General features: G+C 61.3%; 13 protein-coding genes and 1 pseudogene. 6 read left to right on the top strand and 8 right to left on the bottom strand.

Going from position 1 to position 18,252, the window contains the following annotated elements; all coding sequences use genetic code 11:
* Positions 1-34 precede the first annotated feature (34 nt).
* Both sthA and GKKCFE_RS07735 read right to left on the bottom strand, forming a co-directional pair.
* The gene (gene sthA / locus GKKCFE_RS07740; protein ID WP_047227219.1) at positions 35-1,429 is read right to left on the bottom strand and encodes a Si-specific NAD(P)(+) transhydrogenase; all 1,395 of its coding nucleotides are present in this window, start codon (positions 1,427-1,429) and stop codon (positions 35-37) included.
* 472 nt (positions 1,430-1,901) lie between these two features.
* Positions 1,902-2,900 carry an FAD:protein FMN transferase gene (locus tag GKKCFE_RS07735; protein WP_445577686.1) on the bottom strand — a complete coding sequence of 333 codons (999 nt, stop codon included), beginning with the start codon at positions 2,898-2,900 and terminating at the stop codon, positions 1,902-1,904.
* A 225-nt stretch (positions 2,901-3,125) separates the two neighbouring features.
* Here GKKCFE_RS07735 and GKKCFE_RS07730 point away from each other — a divergent pair, with 225 nt between their 5' ends.
* Entirely contained in the window at positions 3,126-4,424 is a 1,299-nt protein-coding gene (locus tag GKKCFE_RS07730; protein WP_047227218.1) for an MFS transporter, read from the top strand.
* Positions 4,425-4,578: 154 nt separating this feature from the next.
* On the opposite strand, the gene GKKCFE_RS07725 is transcribed toward GKKCFE_RS07730, so the two are convergent.
* Complete coding sequence (locus GKKCFE_RS07725) at positions 4,579-6,042, bottom strand: glyceraldehyde-3-phosphate dehydrogenase (RefSeq protein WP_047227217.1); 1,464 nt, start codon at positions 6,040-6,042, stop codon at positions 4,579-4,581.
* A 168-nt stretch (positions 6,043-6,210) separates the two neighbouring features.
* Here GKKCFE_RS07725 and mfd point away from each other — a divergent pair, with 168 nt between their 5' ends.
* Genes mfd through GKKCFE_RS07710 form a run of 3 tightly spaced genes read left to right on the top strand, consistent with a single transcriptional unit; the run spans position 6,211 to position 12,942 of the window.
* Positions 6,211-9,660 (top strand): transcription-repair coupling factor, encoded by a 3,450-nt coding sequence (gene mfd, locus GKKCFE_RS07720; protein ID WP_339490527.1) that lies wholly within the window; start codon positions 6,211-6,213, stop codon positions 9,658-9,660.
* A 10-nt stretch (positions 9,661-9,670) separates the two neighbouring features.
* Positions 9,671-10,237 (top strand): CsiV family protein, encoded by a 567-nt coding sequence (locus GKKCFE_RS07715; RefSeq protein WP_047227215.1) that lies wholly within the window; start codon positions 9,671-9,673, stop codon positions 10,235-10,237.
* 11 nt (positions 10,238-10,248) lie between these two features.
* The gene (locus tag GKKCFE_RS07710; RefSeq protein WP_445577685.1) at positions 10,249-12,942 is read left to right on the top strand and encodes an SNF2-related protein; all 2,694 of its coding nucleotides are present in this window, start codon (positions 10,249-10,251) and stop codon (positions 12,940-12,942) included.
* A gap of 1,129 nt (positions 12,943-14,071) precedes the next feature.
* Here GKKCFE_RS07710 and GKKCFE_RS07705 read toward each other — a convergent pair.
* The 5 genes and pseudogenes from GKKCFE_RS07705 to GKKCFE_RS07685 form a co-directional block, all read right to left on the bottom strand.
* Positions 14,072-14,218, bottom strand: a pseudogene (locus tag GKKCFE_RS07705) (hypothetical protein); the annotation flags it as partial.
* 57 nt (positions 14,219-14,275) lie between these two features.
* Entirely contained in the window at positions 14,276-15,016 is a 741-nt protein-coding gene (locus tag GKKCFE_RS07700; RefSeq protein ID WP_047227213.1) for an S-methyl-5'-thioinosine phosphorylase, read from the bottom strand.
* A gap of 11 nt (positions 15,017-15,027) precedes the next feature.
* Positions 15,028-16,026, bottom strand: coding sequence for a beta-N-acetylhexosaminidase (nagZ, locus tag GKKCFE_RS07695; RefSeq protein ID WP_445578032.1), 999 nt, complete (start codon positions 16,024-16,026; stop codon positions 15,028-15,030).
* Between the two features lie 8 nt (positions 16,027-16,034).
* Complete coding sequence (locus tag GKKCFE_RS07690; protein WP_268990177.1) at positions 16,035-16,163, bottom strand: hypothetical protein; 129 nt, start codon at positions 16,161-16,163, stop codon at positions 16,035-16,037.
* Between the two features lie 46 nt (positions 16,164-16,209).
* Positions 16,210-16,917 carry a TetR/AcrR family transcriptional regulator gene (locus GKKCFE_RS07685; protein ID WP_092403122.1) on the bottom strand — a complete coding sequence of 236 codons (708 nt, stop codon included), beginning with the start codon at positions 16,915-16,917 and terminating at the stop codon, positions 16,210-16,212.
* A gap of 240 nt (positions 16,918-17,157) precedes the next feature.
* Here GKKCFE_RS07685 and lexA point away from each other — a divergent pair, with 240 nt between their 5' ends.
* Both lexA and sulA read left to right on the top strand, forming a co-directional pair.
* A complete protein-coding gene (lexA, locus tag GKKCFE_RS07680) occupies positions 17,158-17,766 on the top strand; it encodes a transcriptional repressor LexA (protein WP_047227210.1) in 609 nt (202 codons plus the stop codon).
* Between the two features lie 10 nt (positions 17,767-17,776).
* Positions 17,777-18,250, top strand: a complete 474-nt coding sequence (gene sulA, locus GKKCFE_RS07675) for an SOS-induced cell division inhibitor SulA (protein ID WP_047227209.1) — start codon at positions 17,777-17,779, stop codon at positions 18,248-18,250.
* Positions 18,251-18,252 lie beyond the last annotated feature (2 nt).

Here is an 18,252-nt window from a genome sequence, read left to right as displayed (position 1 = left end):
TCCCCGGCCGGCTCAGGCCACCGGCCGGAGCCGCTCAAAAAAGCCGGTTGAGCCCGTCATAGGCCGCTACCCGATAGGCTTCGGCCATGGTCGGGTAGTTGAAGGTCGTGTTGACGAAGTATTTCAGCGTGTTCAGCTCGCCCGGCTGGTTCATGATCGCCTGGCCGATGTGAACGATCTCCGACGCCTGGTAACCGAAACAGTGCACGCCCAGCACTTCCAGCGTCTCGCGGTGGAACAGGATCTTCAGCATGCCCTGCGGCTCTCCGGCGATCTGCGCCCGCGCCATGCTCTTGAAGAAGGCCTTGCCCACTTCATAGGGCACCTTGGCCTGGGTCAGCTCCTGCTCGTTCTTGCCGATCGAGCTGATCTCCGGAATGGTGTAGATGCCGGTCGGTACGTCGTTGACGAAGCGCCAGCTCCCGTTGTCAACAATGCTGCCGGCCGCTGAACGGCCCTGGTCATGGGCGGCGCTGGCCAGGCTCGGCCAACCGATCACGTCACCGGCACCGTAGATGTTCGTCACACAGGTGCGGTAGTTCTCGTCAACTTCGATCTGGCCACGGCTGTTGACCTTCACGCCGATGTTTTCCAGGCCCAGGGTGTCGGTGTTGCCGGTACGGCCGTTGCACCAGAGCAAGGCGTCGGCCTTGATTTTCTTGCCGGACTTGAGGTGCAGGATCACGCCGTTGTCCACGCCTTCGACGCGGTCGTAGTCCTCGTTGTGCCGCACGGTGATGTTGTTGTTGCTGAAGTGATAGCTCAGGGCCTGGGAGATTTCCGAGTCCAGGAAGCTCAGCAACTGGCCGCGGTTATCCACCAGTTCCACCAGCACACCCAAGCCGCTGAAGATCGAGGCGTATTCGCAACCGATCACCCCGGCGCCGTAGACAATCAGCTTACGCGGGGTATGGCCCAGGCTCAGGATCGTGTCGCTATCGTAGATACGCGCGTGGTTGAAATCGATATCGGCCGGACGATACGGGCGCGAGCCGGTGGCGATGATAATGTGCTTGGCCACCAGCTTTTCGACCACGCCATTGCCGCAGACCACTTCAACGGTCTGCTCGTCGGCAAAGCTGCCGGTGCCGAAGAACACGTCGACCCGGTTGCGGGCGTAGTAACCGGTGCGCGAGGCGACTTGCTTGGAGATCACCTTCTCGGCGCTCTTGAGCACGTCCGGGAAGGAGAACCAGCGCGGCTCGCCGATGGCGCGGAACATCGGGTTGGTATTGAACTGCATGATCTGCCGGACCGAGTGACGCAAGGCCTTGGACGGGATGGTGCCCAAGTGGGTGCAGTTGCCACCGACCTGCCGACGGCTGTCGACCATCGCGACCTTGCGCCCTGCCTTGGCGGCGTTCATTGCCGCGCCCTCTCCCGCCGGGCCGGAACCCAATACCACCACGTCGTAGTTGTAGACAGCCATGCGTACTCCTCAGAACAGGCCGCGGCACCACATTTGGCACCACGGCTAAATCATGCCGGCCAGCGACATGAAGGAACAATTTGGGGCCGGTTCATGAGCCCGGCCACAGTCTATAGAAGCGTCAACGCCGCGCACATTACCCCTTGGTCGCGTCGTAGGCTAGGGGGCGTTCTCAATTAGTTTCCCCACCGCGTTGTGCCTTAAAGCGGGCCAGGCAAGGCGCAGGCCGCTGGGAATGGTGTTCCCTTTCCAAGGCCTGCAACGCAGCATGGCCCGCTTTAAGGCGCAACCCGGAGGGCCGGGCCTGCTGTTGTGCAGGGCTGCGTTGCTCGAAGCTTATTTGGAATGACCAAACCACGCTTCTCGCGCCTTGCCCTGCACAACCGCAGACCCGGCGCGGTGGGGAAACTAATTGAGAACGCCCCCTTTGCCTGCGCTATTTCGCCACAGGTATGCTTTCACAACGCTGTCATCATTGGGTTTTTCCGCGACTGATCCGTTCAAACTCATCATTGGTGCGAACAATAAAACGGTCATTGTCCCGCAATACGAAAAATACCCCGACACCGTATTTTTCGGCATAGTCCCAACCCCGTTCAGGACCGAGAATGAGCAACAGCGTCGATAGTCCATCGGCCATCAACGCCGAAGGATGAATCACCGTGACTGACGCCAGGTTGTGCAGGACCGGTGCACCGGTGCGCGCATCAAAGGTGTGGGAATAACGCCTGCCGCCCTGTTCGAAATATTTGCGGTAGTCGCCCGAGGTGGAAACCCCGTAGCCGTTGACCTCGATGACGCGCTCAGCCACCCGCCGGTCGTCCCGGGGTTCTTCCAGGGCGATACGCCAGGCGGCACCATCGGGTTTGCGTCCGGCGGCCTTGAGTTCGCCAGTGACCTCGGCCAGATAGCTGTCGATGCCCAAGGCCTTGAACCGGCTGGCGATCCGGTCGACGGCATAACCGGCGGCGATACTGTTGAAGTCGACTTCCACCGCGGCGTCTTTGCACAAGCGGTCGCCGTCGATGCGCAGATGAGCATGCCCGACGCGTTGGCGCACCTGGGCCAGGGCTTCTGCGGTCGGTACTTTCTCTGCTCGGGACTGGGGACCGAAGCCCCACAGGTTGAGCAGCGGCTCCACCGTCAGATCGAAAGAACCGTCGCTTTGGGAGGACAACTGCTCACCCACGCGGATCAACTCCAGGACAGGGCCAGGCATGATCTGGCAGCTATTGGCCGGCAACGCATTGAACCGTTCGATGTCCGAATCGCTGCGATAGGTCGAGAACTGTCGATCCACTTCGGCGAGGATGCTTTCCACCTCGGCCCGCACCGCTTTCGGTGCAGGCGCGGCGGAATGCCTGACGTACTGAATCGAATAGTGGCTGCCCATGGTCGGGCCGTCGAAGCGCTCCAGGGTGTCGCCGTTGCTGCAACCGGACAACACGCCGACCAGCACCACAAGCCCCATCCATCGTCCAGTTAACAAATCTTCATCCCCCCTCGAAACCGCGCCGGCCATTATGGGCTTCAGCGCCCTTCAGTCCAGATGCAAAAAACTGTGGGAGCGAGCCTGCTCGCGATAGCGTCGGATCAAACGACATTGATGTGACTGACACACCGCTATCGCGAGCGGGCTCGCTCCCACAGTGGGTGCAGCGCTTTCATACAAGATTGTCAGAGTGAGTACCTACCCATGCCTTCCAACACCAGCAACGGCAAGGCGATCTTTCGCGTTGTCAGCGGCAACTTCCTGGAGATGTTCGACTTCATGGTCTATGGCTTCTACGCCACGGCCATTGCCAAGACGTTCTTCCCGACCGACAGTGCTTTCGCCTCGCTGATGCTGTCCCTGGCCACATTTGGCGCCGGGTTCTTGATGCGCCCGTTGGGGGCGATTTTTCTCGGGGCCTACATCGACCGACACGGCCGCCGCAAAGGCTTGATCATCACCTTGGCGATGATGGCCGCCGGCACCGTGCTGATCGCCTGTGTGCCGGGTTACACCACCCTCGGCGTGGCGGCACCGCTGCTGGTGCTGCTGGGGCGATTGCTGCAGGGCTTTTCCGCCGGTGTTGAGCTGGGCGGCGTATCGGTGTATCTGGCGGAAATTTCCACACCGGGGCGCAAGGGTTTCTTTGTTAGTTGGCAATCCGCCAGTCAACAGGCCGCCGTCGTGTTTGCCGGCCTGCTGGGCGTTGGCCTCAATCACTGGCTGAGTCCCCAGGAGATGGGCGAATGGGGCTGGCGCGTGCCGTTTCTGGTGGGTTGCATGATCGTGCCGGTGATATTCGTGATCCGTCGTTCACTGGAAGAAACACCTGAGTTCCAGGCGAGAAAACATCGCCCTACCCTGTCGCAAATCATCCGTTCCATCGGTCAGAACTTCGGCATCGTCCTGGCGGGCATGGCGTTGGTGGTGATGACCACGGTGTCGTTTTACCTGATCACGGCGTACACGCCGACCTTCGGTAAAGCCGAATTGAACCTGTCGGACCTGGATGCGTTGCTGGTCACGGTATGCATCGGGCTGTCGAACTTCTTCTGGCTGCCGGTGATGGGCGCATTTTCCGACAAGATCGGACGCAAGCCCTTGCTGCTGGGAGCGACTATTCTGGCGATCCTCACGGCATATCCGGCGCTGTCCTGGCTGGTGGCGAACCCCAGCTTCAGCCATCTGCTGATCGTGGAGTTGTGGTTGTCGTTCCTGTATGGATCGTACAACGGTGCCATGGTAGTCGCCTTGACGGAAATCATGCCGCTGGAAGTGCGCACCACCGGTTTCTCCCTGGCCTACAGCCTGGCAACAGCGACCTTCGGCGGGTTTACGCCAGCGGCCTGTACTTATCTGATTCATGTGCTGGGCAACAAGGCCGCGCCGGGGATCTGGCTCAGTGGCGCGGCGGTGTTGGGGCTGATTGCTACCTTGGTGTTGTTCAAGGGTAATCGGCATGAACTGCGCACTGCACAAGCTTCAGTCGTCGGCGGCGCCTGACACATCGCTATCGCGAGCAAGCTCGCTCCCACAGTTGACCGCGTATACCCTGTGGGAGCGAGCTTGCTCGCGATGAGGCCGGCCCAGCCAACACAAAATCTCCAGACAAAAAAACGCCCCGACAAGTCGGGGCGTTTTCACAAGCGGCTAAAGCTTAGCGCGGGAATGCTGGCGGGTTTACACCGGCCATGTCTTCCATCACGCGAACGACCTGGCAGCTATAACCGAACTCGTTGTCGTACCAAACGTACAGCACAACGCGGTTGTCCTGAACGATGGTCGCTTCAGCGTCGACCACACCGGCATGGCGCGAGCCAACGAAGTCGGTGGACACCACTTCCTGGGAATTGACGAAATCGATCTGCTTGTGCAGGTCGGAGTGCAGCGCCATGTAGCGCAGGTACTCGTTCATCTCTTCACGGGTGGCGGCTTTCTCAAGGTTCAGGTTGAGGATGGCCATCGACACGTTCGGCGTCGGTACACGGATCGCGTTGCCGGTCAGCTTGCCGGCCAGCTCAGGCAAAGCCTTGGCAGCAGCGGTGGCGGCACCGGTCTCGGTGATCACCATGTTCAGCGCGGCGCTGCGGCCACGACGGTCGCCTTTGTGGAAGTTGTCGATCAGGTTCTGGTCGTTGGTGTACGAGTGAACGGTTTCAACGTGACCGTTGATGATGCCGAACTTGTCGTTCACAGCCTTGAGCACCGGCACGATGGCGTTGGTGGTGCACGAAGCGGCGGAGACGATCTTGTCGTCAGCGGTGATTTCGTTGTGGTTGATGCCGTGAACGATGTTCTTGAGCTTGCCCTTGCCAGGTGCGGTCAGAACAACGCGGTCGACACCCGGGCATGCCAGGTGCTGGCCCAGGCCATCGGCGTCACGCCATACACCGGTGTTGTCCACCAGCAGTGCGTCCTTGATGCCGTACTGGGTGTAATCCACCTCGGTCGGGTTCTTCGCGTAGATCACCTGGATCAGGTTACCGTTGGCCGTGATGGTGTTGTTTTCTTCGTCGATGGTAATGGTGCCGTTGAACGAACCATGGACCGAATCGCGACGCAGCAGGCTGGCGCGCTTGGTCAGGTCGTTCTCCGCGCCTTTGCGCACCACGATGGCACGCAGGCGCAAACCATCGCCACCACCGGTTTTCTCGATCAGGATGCGCGCCAGCAGACGACCGATACGACCGAAGCCGTAGAGCACGACGTCGGTGCCTTTGCGTGCCGAAACGTTTTGCTGGCCAACCACATCAGCCATCTCTTCGCGAACGAACTGCTCGGCGCTACGGCCATTGCCCTCGTTACGGAATTTGAACGCCAGCTTGCCCAGGTCCACCGAAGCCGCGCCGAGCTTGAGCTCGCTCATGGCCTTGAGCAGAGGGAATGTTTCGTGGACGGAGAGTTCGCTGTCGTCGGAAGAACGGTGGCGAGCAAAGCGGTGAGCCTTGAGAATCGCGATGACAGACTGGTTGATCAGGCTGCGGCCATAGATCGAGCTCACCACGTTGTTATTGCGGTAGAGCTGACCGATGAGAGGGATCATCGCTTCTGCGAGTGCTTCACGATCGATCCATTCACCAAGACACTGGTCGGGCTTCTGAGTCACGGGAACCTTCCACATGTAGGGGCTGAAAAAAGGGGCTACATTATGCCGCCGACTCTTCGGCGGAGCAATGCGCGCCTGTCGCACCGTGGTTTTCCTGTTCGCCAGGGTAGTCTGCGACTGACAGCTGCCCCCTTCCCCCGCTACAATTGCCGACTTTGTCGCAACGCTGGAGCTCAACCTTCCGTGCCCGTTCTGCGTCTCCCGCTTCTCCCTGCCGCGGCAGGTAAACAGCACTGGGGCAACCTGCCCGGTGCCGCCCTGAGCCTGGCCATTGCCGAGGCTGCCAGCGCTGCAAAGCGCTTTACCCTGCTGCTGACCGCCGACAGCCAAAGCGCCGAGCGGCTCGAACAGGAACTGAGTTTCTTCGCCCCGGATTTGCCCGTGCTGCATTTCCCGGACTGGGAAACCCTGCCCTACGATCTGTTTTCGCCCCACCAGGACATCATTTCCCAGCGAATCGCCAGCCTTTATCGGTTGCCGGAGCTCAGTCATGGCGTTTTGGTAGTGCCGATCACCACGGCCCTACATCGTCTGGCACCGACCCAGTTTTTGCTCGGCAGCAGCCTGGTGCTGGACATCGGCCAGAAGCTCGACGTCGAGCAAATGCGCAGCCGTCTTGAAGCCAGTGGCTATCGTTGCGTCGACACGGTGTACGAGCACGGCGAGTTCGCGGTACGCGGCGCGCTGATCGATCTGTTCCCGATGGGCAGCAAGTTGCCTTACCGCATCGACCTGTTCGATGACGAAATCGAAACCCTGCGCACCTTCGACCCGGAAAACCAACGCTCCATCGACAAAGTACAGTCGGTGCGCCTGCTGCCGGCCAAGGAATTCCCGCTGCAAAAAGACGCCGTGACCCGCTTCAAGGCGCGCTTTCGCGAACGTTTCGATGTGGATTTCCGTCGCTGCCCGATCTTCCAGGACCTGAGCAGCGGGATCACTCCCGCCGGTATCGAGTACTACCTGCCGCTGTTTTTCGAAGAAACCTCCACCCTGTTCGATTACCTGCCCCAGGACACCCAGGTGTTTTCCCTGCCCGGCATCGAGCAGGCGGCGGAAAACTTCTGGAACGATGTGCGCAATCGCTACGAAGAACGCCGCGTCGATCCTTCCCGTCCTTTATTGCCACCGGCCGAGCTGTTCCTGCCGGTGGAAGACTGTTTTGCCCGGCTCAAAAGCTGGCCACGCGTGGTGGCAAGCCAGCAGGACGTGGAAACTGGCGTCGGCCGCGAACGCTTCCCGGCCAAGGCCTTGCCGGACCTGGCGATCGAAGCCAAGGCCACGCAGCCACTGGCGGCCCTGGCCGGTTTTCTCGACGGTTTCCCCGGCCGCGTGCTGTTCACCGCCGAATCCGCCGGTCGTCGTGAAGTGCTGCTGGAACTGCTTGAACGCCTGAAACTTAGGCCGAAAACCGTCGATAGCTGGCCAGACTTCGTCGCCGGCAAAGACCGCCTGGCGATTACTATCGCGCCGCTGAACGACGGCCTTGTCCTGGAAGACCCGGCCCTGGCGCTGGTGGCCGAAAGCCCATTGTTCGGCCAGCGCGTCATGCAGCGTCGGCGTCGCGAGAAACGTGCCGACGCCGCCAACGACGCGGTCATCAAGAACCTCACCGAGCTGCGCGAAGGCGCGCCAGTGGTGCACATCGACCACGGCGTAGGCCGCTACCTGGGTCTGGCGACCCTGGAAATCGACAACCAGGCCGCCGAGTTCCTCACCCTTGAATACGCCGAGGGTGCCAAGCTCTACGTGCCGGTGGCTAACCTGCACCTGATCGCCCGCTACACCGGTAGCGACGACGCCCTGGCGCCGCTGCATCGGCTGGGTTCGGAAACCTGGCAGAAAGCCAAGCGCAAGGCCGCCGAACAGGTGCGCGACGTGGCCGCCGAGTTGCTGGACATCTATGCCCGGCGCGCCGCCCGCGAGGGGTATGCCTTCGCCGACCCGAAAGCCGACTACGAGACCTTCAGCGCCGGGTTCCCCTTCGAGGAAACCGTCGACCAGCAAACCACCATCGAGGCCGTGCGCGCTGACATGCTCGCGCCCAAACCGATGGATCGGCTGGTGTGCGGCGATGTCGGTTTCGGCAAGACCGAAGTGGCGATGCGCGCCGCATTCATTGCCGTGCACGGCGGCAAGCAGGTGGCAATCCTGGTGCCGACCACCCTGCTTGCCCAGCAGCACTACAACAGTTTCCGCGACCGCTTCGCCGACTGGCCGGTGACCGTGGAGGTGATGAGCCGCTTCAAGTCCACCAAGGAAGTGAACGCGGCGGTGGCCGATCTGGCCGAGGGCAAGATCGACATCGTCATCGGCACGCACAAACTGCTGCAGGACGATGTGAAGATCAAAAACCTGGGGCTGGTGATCATCGACGAAGAGCACCGCTTTGGCGTGCGCCAGAAAGAACAGCTCAAGGCCCTGCGCAGCGAGGTCGACATCCTGACCCTGACGGCCACGCCGATCCCGCGCACGCTGAACATGGCGGTGTCGGGCATGCGTGACCTGTCGATCATCGCCACGCCGCCGGCCCGTCGCCTGTCGGTGCGCACCTTCGTCATGGAGCAGAATAAAAGCACGATCAAGGAAGCCCTGCTGCGCGAGCTGCTGCGGGGCGGCCAGGTCTATTACCTGCACAACGACGTCAAGACCATCGAGAAATGCGCCGCCGATCTGGCCGAGCTGGTGCCGGAAGCGCGCATCGGCATCGGCCACGGGCAGATGCGCGAACGTGAACTCGAACAGGTGATGAGCGATTTCTACCACAAGCGCTTCAACGTGCTGATCGCCTCGACCATCATCGAGACCGGCATCGATGTGCCGAGCGCCAACACCATCATCATCGAGCGCGCCGACAAATTCGGCCTGGCCCAGTTGCACCAGTTGCGCGGTCGGGTCGGGCGCAGTCACCACCAGGCCTACGCCTACCTGTTGACGCCACCGCGCCAGCAGATCACCCCGGACGCGGAAAAGCGCCTGGAAGCCATCGCCAACACCCAGGACCTGGGCGCCGGTTTCGTGCTGGCCACCAACGACCTGGAAATCCGCGGTGCAGGCGAGTTGCTGGGCGACGGCCAGAGCGGCCAGATCCAGGCCGTGGGTTTCACCCTGTACATGGAAATGCTCGAACGGGCGGTCAAGTCGATCCGCAAGGGTGAGCAACCGAACCTCGACCAACCGTTGGGCGGCGGGCCGGAAATCAATCTGCGGGTGCCGGCGCTGATCCCGGAAGACTACCTGCCGGATGTCCACGCACGGCTGATCCTCTACAAACGCATCGCCTCGGCCACTGACGAAGAAGGCCTCAAGGACCTGCAAGTGGAGATGATCGACCGCTTCGGTCTGCTGCCGGAGCCAACCAAGAATCTGGTGCGTACCACCTGGCTCAAGCTCAAGGCCGAGCAACTGGGCATCAAGAAAGTCGACGGCGGCCCCAATGGTGGTCGTATCGAGTTCGAAGCCCAGACGCCGGTCGATCCGCTGGTACTGATCAAGCTGATCCAGGGCCAGCCCAAACGCTACAAGTTTGAAGGTGCCACGATGTTCAAGTTCATGGTGCCCATGGAACGCCCGGAAGAGCGTTTCAATACCGTAGAAGCGCTGTTCGAGCGCCTCACTCCGCCCCCTGCTTGAAGGACGCCCCATGCGCCTGTTTCGCTCACTGACCTTGTTGATGACCCTGGTCGCTCCCCTGGCGTTTGCCGATGACCTGTATCAGGTTGAAATGATCCTGATGCGCCAGAACGCCGAACCGGCGATTGTCAGCCGCGCCGCACCGGAGGACTGGGACGCGGGCGCGCAACGCCTGGACGCGAAGAGCCAGCGCACGCCTGCATTGGGTCACATCGTGGAAAAACTCAACGCCAGTGGTCAGTACACGGTGCTGATGCACAAAGCCTGGCAGCAGAACCTGGGCGAACAGGGCAGCCGAATCGCCGTCAGTGATGGCGCAGAACAGTTCGGCCAGTTTCCCATCGAAGGAACCCTGGAACTGAAACTGGGGCGGTTTACCGACGTGGACGCCGACTTCTGGATCAACCAGATCGACACCAATGGCCTGGTCACTTCCAGCGAACGCCTCAAACAGCAGAGCCATACCAAAAATGGCCAGTTGAATTTCCTCGACAACGGCCACCTCGGCCTGCTGATCAAAATCACCTCGCTGACTGCGCCTGCGCCACGGCAGGCGCCTGACGTCATTCCGGACTGATCGGCGCGCCTATGCCCTCGCCCCTGAGCAAACCCCTGGCACCCTCCTGGGTCAATCGATTCAAGGAACAGAGCCTGGAGCGCGGGCGCCGTTACGCGCTGGAAAACCGCGTCAGGATCGTCGAGGCCGGCGACAGCACCATCACCGCCAGTTGTGAAGGCTCTGGGGGTAACGTTTACCGCCAGACGATTCGCCTGAAAGAGTCAGCCAAAGGCACGTTGATTCTGCTTGAAGCCGCCTGTACCTGCCCGGTGCGCATCAACTGCAAGCACTGCGCGGCGGTGCTGCTGCAAGTCCAGGAAACCCTGGCCTACCCGGCCGCCGAGAAAGACGCGCAGTTGCTGGAGAAACTCCAGGCCGTGCTGGAAAACCGCAGCCCCAAGGCCCCGCCGCAAGTGCTGGTGGACAACGTCCAACCAATGCCGCGGCTGTGGCTGGCGAGCATCGAGTTCAGCGCTTTCGAGCCGCGCAATGGCAAGATGCAGCGCTACATCCAGCACCGCGCCGCCCTGTCTTTCAGCTACCTGGACGAATACGTCAGCGGCCAGCGCAACACTGACGTACTGATTCGCCAGGACACACAGACGCTGCGGATAAAACGCCAGACAGAAGTGGAGCAGTCCTACCGCGAACAGCTTCGAATCCTCGGCTTCAAAATCGCAACCCGCCAAAGCAAGGCCCTGCCCGAAAGCGCCGGTGAACTGTACGAGATGGTCAACGACAGTGCGTGGCTGACGTTCACCCTCAACGATCTGCCGAAACTGCGTAGCCAGGGCTGGGAGTTGCAGATCGACGAGGATTTCGGTTTCGACCTGACGGCGGTGGACGAATGGTACGCCACGGTCGAAGAAACGCCGGAACGGGACTGGTTCGATCTGGAACTGGGGATCATCGTCAACGGTGAGCGATTGAGCCTGCTGCCGATTCTGCTGAACCTGATGCGTTCGCACATCGAGCTGTTCAACCCGGAACGCCTGGCCAGGCGCCGCGATGACGAACTCATTCTGGTCAACTTGCCTAACCGCCCGAACTCCGAGTTCGGCCCGCAGCAAGTGGCCCTGCCCTATGGCCGGCTGAAACCGGTGCTGGCCACCCTGGGCGAGTTTTACCTGCAAGAACCGGGCACCACCAAACTGCGCTTGAACAGCGCGGATGCCCTGCGCCTGAACCCGCTGCAAGACATGCCCTTGCGCTGGGAAGGCGGCGAACACATTCGTGGCCTGGCCCAGCGCCTGCGGGACATCAAGGACTACACCAGCACGGCGCCAGACGGTCTGAACGCCACGCTGCGGCCTTATCAGCTCGAAGGTTTAAGCTGGATGCAATCGCTCAGGCAACTGGAAGTCGGCGGCATCCTCGCGGACGACATGGGCCTGGGCAAAACCCTGCAAACCCTGGCGCACATCCTCAGCGAAAAAAACGCCGGGCGCCTCGACCGCCCTTGCATGGTGGTCATGCCCACCAGCCTGATCCCCAACTGGCTCGACGAGGCCGCCCACTTCACCCCGCAACTCAAGGTGCTGGCCTTGTACGGCGCCGGGCGCAAGAAGCACTTTGACCGGCTGAACGATTACGACCTGGTCCTCACCACCTATGCGCTATTGCCCAAAGATGTCGAGCGCCTGGCGGAGCAGCCGTTGCATGTGCTGATCCTCGATGAAGCCCAGTACATCAAGAACCCGAACAGCAAAGCCGCCGAGGCCGCCCGCGAACTCAACGCCCGCCAGCGGCTGTGCCTGTCCGGTACGCCGCTGGAAAACCACCTGGGTGAATTGTGGTCGTTGTTCCACTTCCTGCTGCCGGGATGGCTCGGGGACGTCAAGAGCTTCAACCGCGACTACCGCGTGCCGATTGAAAAGCGCGGCAGCGATGTGCGACTGCAGCACCTCAACGGTCGGATAAAACCTTTTCTGCTGCGCCGGACCAAGGAGCAAGTGGCGACAGAACTGCCACCCAAGACCGAGATCATTCATTGGGTCGAGCTCAGCGATGCCCAGCGGGACGTCTACGAAACCATGCGCCTGGCCATGGACAAGAAGGTACGCGACGAGATCACCCGCAAAGGCGTGGCTCGCAGCCAGATCATCATTCTCGAGGCGCTGCTCAAGCTGCGCCAGGTCTGTTGTGACCTGCGCCTGCTCAACGATGCCGCCCTGCCTGCCCGCGGCAGCACCTCGGGCAAGCTCGACAGCCTGATGGAGATGCTCGAAGAGCTGTTTGAAGAAGGTCGCCGGGTGCTGCTGTTTTCCCAGTTCACCTCAATGCTGTCGCTGATCGAAGACGAACTGAAGAAACGCGGCGTCGATTACGCCATCCTGACCGGCCAGACCCGGGACCGACGTACGCCGGTCAAGGAATTCCAGAGCGGCAAGCGTCAGATCTTTCTGATCAGCCTGAAGGCCGGCGGCGTAGGCCTGAACCTCACCGAGGCCGACACGGTGATCCACTACGATCCATGGTGGAACCCCGCCACCGAAAACCAGGCGACCGACCGCGCCTATCGCATCGGCCAGGAGAAGCCGGTGTTCGTCTACAAAATGATTGCCCGAGGCACGGTGGAAGAAAAGATTCAGCTGCTGCAAAAGGAAAAATCCGACCTCGCAGCCGGCGTATTGGACGGGCGCGTGGCCGGAGACTGGAAACTGCAAAGCGACGATATCGAGGCGCTATTCGCGCCGTTGCCGGACAAGCTGGAAAAACGCTGATTCACAGCAATCCCTGTGGGAGCGAGCCTGCTCGCGATAGCGGTGGTTCAGTTGTTGGAGATGTTGGCTGTGCCGCCGTCATCGCGAGCAAGCTCGCTCCCACATGGTCCTGAGGTGAGCGCTGGATAGGTCTGAACCACAAAACCTCCTGTGGGAGCGAGCCTGCTCGCGATAGCGGTGATTCAGATGTTGAAGAGGTTGGCTGTGCCGCCGTCATCGCGAGCAGGCTCGCTCCCACATTGCCCTGAGGTGAGCGCCGGATAGGTCTGCACCCCGAATCTCCTGTGGGAGCGAGCTTGCTCGCGATAGCGGTGATTCAGTTGTTGGATATCTTGGCTGTGCCGCCGTCATCGCGAGCAGGCTCGCTCCCACATTGCCCTGAGGTGAGCGCTGGATAGGTCTGCCCCCCGAATCTCCTGTGGGAGCGAGCTTGCTCGCGATAGCGGTGGTTCAGTTGTTGGATATCTTGGCTGTGCCGCCGTCATCGCGAGCAAGCTCGCTCCCACATTGCCCTGAGGTGAGCGCCGGATAGGTCTGCACCCCGAATCTCCTGTGGGAGCGAGCCTGCTCGCGATAGCGGTGATTCAGATGTTGAAGAGGTTGGCTGTGCCGCCGTCATCGCGAGCAAGCTCGCTCCCACATTGCCCTGAGGTGAGCGCCGGATAGGTCTACACCCCGAATCTCCTGTGGGAGCGAGCTTGCTCGCGATAGCGGTGGTTCAGTTGTTGGAGATCTTGGCTGTGCCGCCGTCATCGCGAGCAGGCTCGCTCCCACATTGCCCTGAGGTGAGCACCGGATAGGTCTGCACCCCGAATCTCCTGTGAGAGCGAGCCTGCTCGCGATAGCCGTGATTCAGATGTTGAAGAGGTTGGCTGTGCCGCCGTCATCGCGAGCAGGCTCGCTCCCACATTGCCCTGAGGTGAGCGCAGCATAGGTCTGCACCCCGAATCTCCTGTGGGAGCGAGCTTGCTCGCGATAGCGGTGATTCAGATGTTGAAGAGGTTGGCTGTGCCGCCGTCATCGCGAGCAGGCTCGCTCCCACATTGCCCTGAGGTGAGCGCAGCATAGGTCTGCACCCCGAATCTCCTGTGGGAGCGAGCTTGCTCGCGATAGCTGACTAACCGGTAGACACCTTGCCACTTTGAAAATCCCTCACCGGCGTACGCCGATCCGTGGTGCTGCCGGTCAACAACGAATAGTCAAGGCTACGCTTTTGCAGCTCCTCCTCAATCAAGGCCAGCATTGAGGTGAACTGGGAAAACAACAGAATCTTGCGCGAATAGCCCTTGCTGACAGCAGGAAACCTTTGCGCCCGTTTTCACTGCCTGTTCCGCTAGCCAGCCATCAATACCCGCGCCAACGTCGACTTCACCTTCCCCATCCCGTCATGCAGCGCCTGCTCGATTTCCGCCATGGTGATCACAGCCGTGGACTTGCCCGCCGCCGGATTCACCACCAGCGCCAGGCAGGCGTAATCGAGCTCCAGCTCACGGGCCAGCGCCGCTTCCGGCATGCCGGTCATGCCGACGATGTCGCAACCGTCGCGCTCCAGGCGGGCGATTTCGGCCACGGTTTCCAGGCGCGGGCCCTGGGTGCAGGCGTAGACGCCATGGCTGCTGTAGCCACAGCCTTCGGCGGCCAGGGCGGCGATCAGTTGCTGGCGCAGCGCCTCGCTGTAGGGGTAGCTGAAATCAATGTGGGTAACCGCCTCCAGGTCATCGGCAAAATAGGTGTGCTGACGGCCGCTGGTGTAATCGATCAATTGGTGAGGCACGCAGAAATGCCCGGTCCCCATCGCGGCGTGAATCCCGCCCACGGCGTTGACCGCCAGGATCGCCTCGGCGCCGGCCTGCTTCAGGGCCCAGAGATTGGCGCGATAGTTCACTTGGTGAGGTGGAAAGCGATGAGGATGGCCGTGACGGGCCAGAAACAGCACTTCGCGCCCGGCGTAGTCACCGATCTGCACCTCGGCCGATGGCGCACCATAGGGCGTTTCTACTGCCAGGGACTGGCGAATGGTCAGACCTTCGAGTTGGGTCAGGCCAGTGCCGCCGATAATTGCGTAAACGGTCATGACAAATGTCCTTAATCGATCAGTTGGGCGGCTTTCAGCGCGCTGATTGCCGTCAGCCAGCGTGGGGCCTGGCGGTACTCGGTGGAGGCGAAGGCCTGCCCGCGCATGCGTGCGATGCGCGCCGATGGTTTGACCTTCAACCGCTGGGCGGCGCTCAAGGCCAGTTCGGCGGCGGCGCGGTCGTTGCACACCAGCCCCATGTCGCAACCGGCCGACAACGCCGCCTCGATACGACTGGCGGCATCACCCACCACATGAGCACCCGCCATCGACAGATCATCGCTGAAGATCACACCATCGAACTGCAATTCACCACGCAGAATGTCCTGCAGCCAGCGCCGGGAAAAACCGGCCGGATTGGCATCGACCTGCGGATAAATGACATGGGCCGGCATGACTGCCGCCAGTTGCTTGCTCAGTTTGGCGAACGGAACCAGATCGTGGGCGCGGATCTGTTCAAGGCTGCGCTCATCGTTGGGAATGGCCACATGGGAATCGGCTTCGGCCCAGCCGTGGCCGGGGAAATGCTTGCCGGTGGCAGCCATACCGGCGGCGTTCATGCCCCGAATGAAGGCACCTGCCAGCAGCGCTGCGCGCTCGGGGTCGCCTTCGAAGGCACGACTGCCGACCACCGCGCTACGTTGATGATCGAGGTCCAGCACCGGGGCAAAACTCAAATCGAGGCCGACCGCCAGCACTTCAGTGGCCATGATCCAGCCGCACTGCTCGGCCAGGTATTCGGCATTCGGGTTGTCGGCAATCGCCCGCATTGCCGGCAAACGCACAAACCCCTGACGCAGACGCTGCACACGCCCGCCTTCCTGATCGACCGCCAGCAGCAGGTCGGGACGGATGGCGCGAATCGAGGCGCTCAGCTCGCGCACCTGGCGTGGATGCTCGATATTGCGAGCAAAAATGATCAGGCCACCCACTTCGGGCTGGCGCAACAGGTGGCGATCTTCAGCCGTCAACCAGGTACCGGCGACGTCCACCATCAACGAGCCTTGCAGGCCAGCAGTCATAATATTTCCTTGATAACAATGAACCCGCACAGCGGCGCACGCACGACCGCGCCGCCGGGCTCCAGGCCCGGCAGGTCACGGTTATGCAATGAAATATAAAGCGGGTTCGAAACGAGAGTCGGCATGGGCCGCTAGCTTAGCGGATGTAGGCAGCCGCGCCCACCCGTGCACTCAGGCCTTGGCGAGCGCCGGGGCTGATTTGCTGCGCGGGCGCAACTGCGCGGCAGCCATGGCCTCATCGGTGACGCCACTTTCGGCGCGCATGCCTGCAGCCAGGAATGGCACCATCAGACGCATCACTTGCTCAATCGAGGTATTCACACCGAAATCGGTTTCAGCGATGGCCCGCAGCGCCTTGATGCCGGACATGCTGAAGGCAGCGGCGCCGAGCATGAAATGCACGCGCCAGAACAACTCAATCGGCGGAATGCGCGGCGCGGCCTCATTGACCAGAAGCATATAGCGGCGGAAAACCTTGCCGTACATGTCTTCCAGATAACGCCGCAGGTGGCCTTGGCTCTGGCTGAATGCCAGGCCCAGCAAGCGCATGAAAATGGAAAGGTCGTTACCGCTGCGTGGCTGCACGACAAGGGCTTGCTCGACCAGGATCTCCAGCAGCTCTTCCAGGGTTGGCTTGACGTCAGGCTTGGCCTGACGCCGCTCCAGCTCACGATCCAGGCTGACACAGAAAGGCCCGAGGAAACGCGAGAACACGGCCTGGATCAGCGCTTTCTTCGAACCGAAGTGATAATTCACCGCCGCCAGGTTCACCCCGGCCTTGCTGGTGATCAGACGCAATGAGGTTTCAGCGAAACCTTTTTCCGCGAACAATTGCTCGGCAGCATCGAGAATGCGTTCTACGGTTTCCGACTGGGCCATGGCTACTCCGCCTGACAAACACTTGTTTGAAACATACGTTTCAGCCTTGGGGTTGTCAAGCCTGCCGGGACGTTTTGCGAACGCTCGGTCAGATATTTAACCACACCTGCGGCCCGCTGTAGCCCATGACGTTTTTGCGGCCCGACCGACCGTCCAGCGGCCTGTGCGAAAAGGAGGATTGCCAAGCCGCGCCCACTGTATATAATCCCAGTCACTGTATAAAAAGACAGAGCGATCAATATGCTAAAGCTGACGCCACGCCAAGCAGAGATTCTAGCCTTCATCAAACGCTGCCTCGAAGACAACGGCTACCCGCCGACCCGCGCGGAAATCGCCCAGGAACTGGGCTTCAAGTCGCCCAACGCGGCTGAAGAGCACCTCAAGGCGCTGGCTCGCAAGGGCGCTATCGAAATGACCCCGGGCGCGTCCCGTGGCATTCGCATCCCCGGCTTCGAGGCCAAGGCCGACGAAACCACCCTACCGATCATCGGCCGGGTAGCAGCAGGTGCTCCGATCCTCGCCGAGCAGCATGTCGAGGAATCCTGCAACATCAACCCATCGTTCTTCCATCCGCGAGCTGACTACCTTCTTCGCGTGCACGGCATGAGCATGAAGGACATCGGCATCTTCGACGGCGACCTTCTTGCGGTCCACACCACTCGCGAAGCCCGCAACGGCCAGATCGTGGTGGCGCGAATCGGTGATGAAGTGACCGTCAAGCGTTTCAAGCGCGACGGCAGCAAGGTCTGGCTGATTGCCGAGAACCCCGAGTTCGCCCCCATCGAAGTCAATCTTAAAGATCAGGATCTGGTCATCGAAGGCTTGAGTGTCGGCGTTATTCGCCGCTAAAGGAGGCTTTATGCAGTTCCCACACACACCACAACACACTCAACTTCCGCTGTTCGAGGCGTTCATGGCCCAACCGCTGGTTCCCGCCCTCAAAGAGGTGATCGAGTCACCTTGGGGCGCCGAGCCCGAGGCCTTCAGCGAACTGTCGTTACGTGGTGCCGCCGGGAACTGCCTGAACCTGCTGGCGCCGATCCTGCGCGAGCTGAGCCAGGACCAGGACGCTCGCTGGCTGACGCTGATCGCACCACCGGCCAGTGTCACCCAGGCCTGGCTGCGAGATGCGGGCCTGAACCGTGAGCGCATCCTGCTGCTACAGCCGCGAGGCACTCAAAGCGCCCAGCAACTGACCTGCGAAGCGTTGCGCCTGGGCCGCAGCCATACGGTGGTCAGTTGGCTCAATCCGTTGACCACGACCGCACGGCAACAGTTGATCAGCGCCGCGCGCACCGGGGACGCACAAAGCCTGAATATTCGATTGGGCTAAAA

The sequence above is a fragment of the Pseudomonas sp. E141 genome, assembly GCF_052659885.1.
The sequence above is the reverse complement of the archived record's forward strand: the minus strand, read 5'-3'. Positions and strand labels throughout refer to the sequence as shown.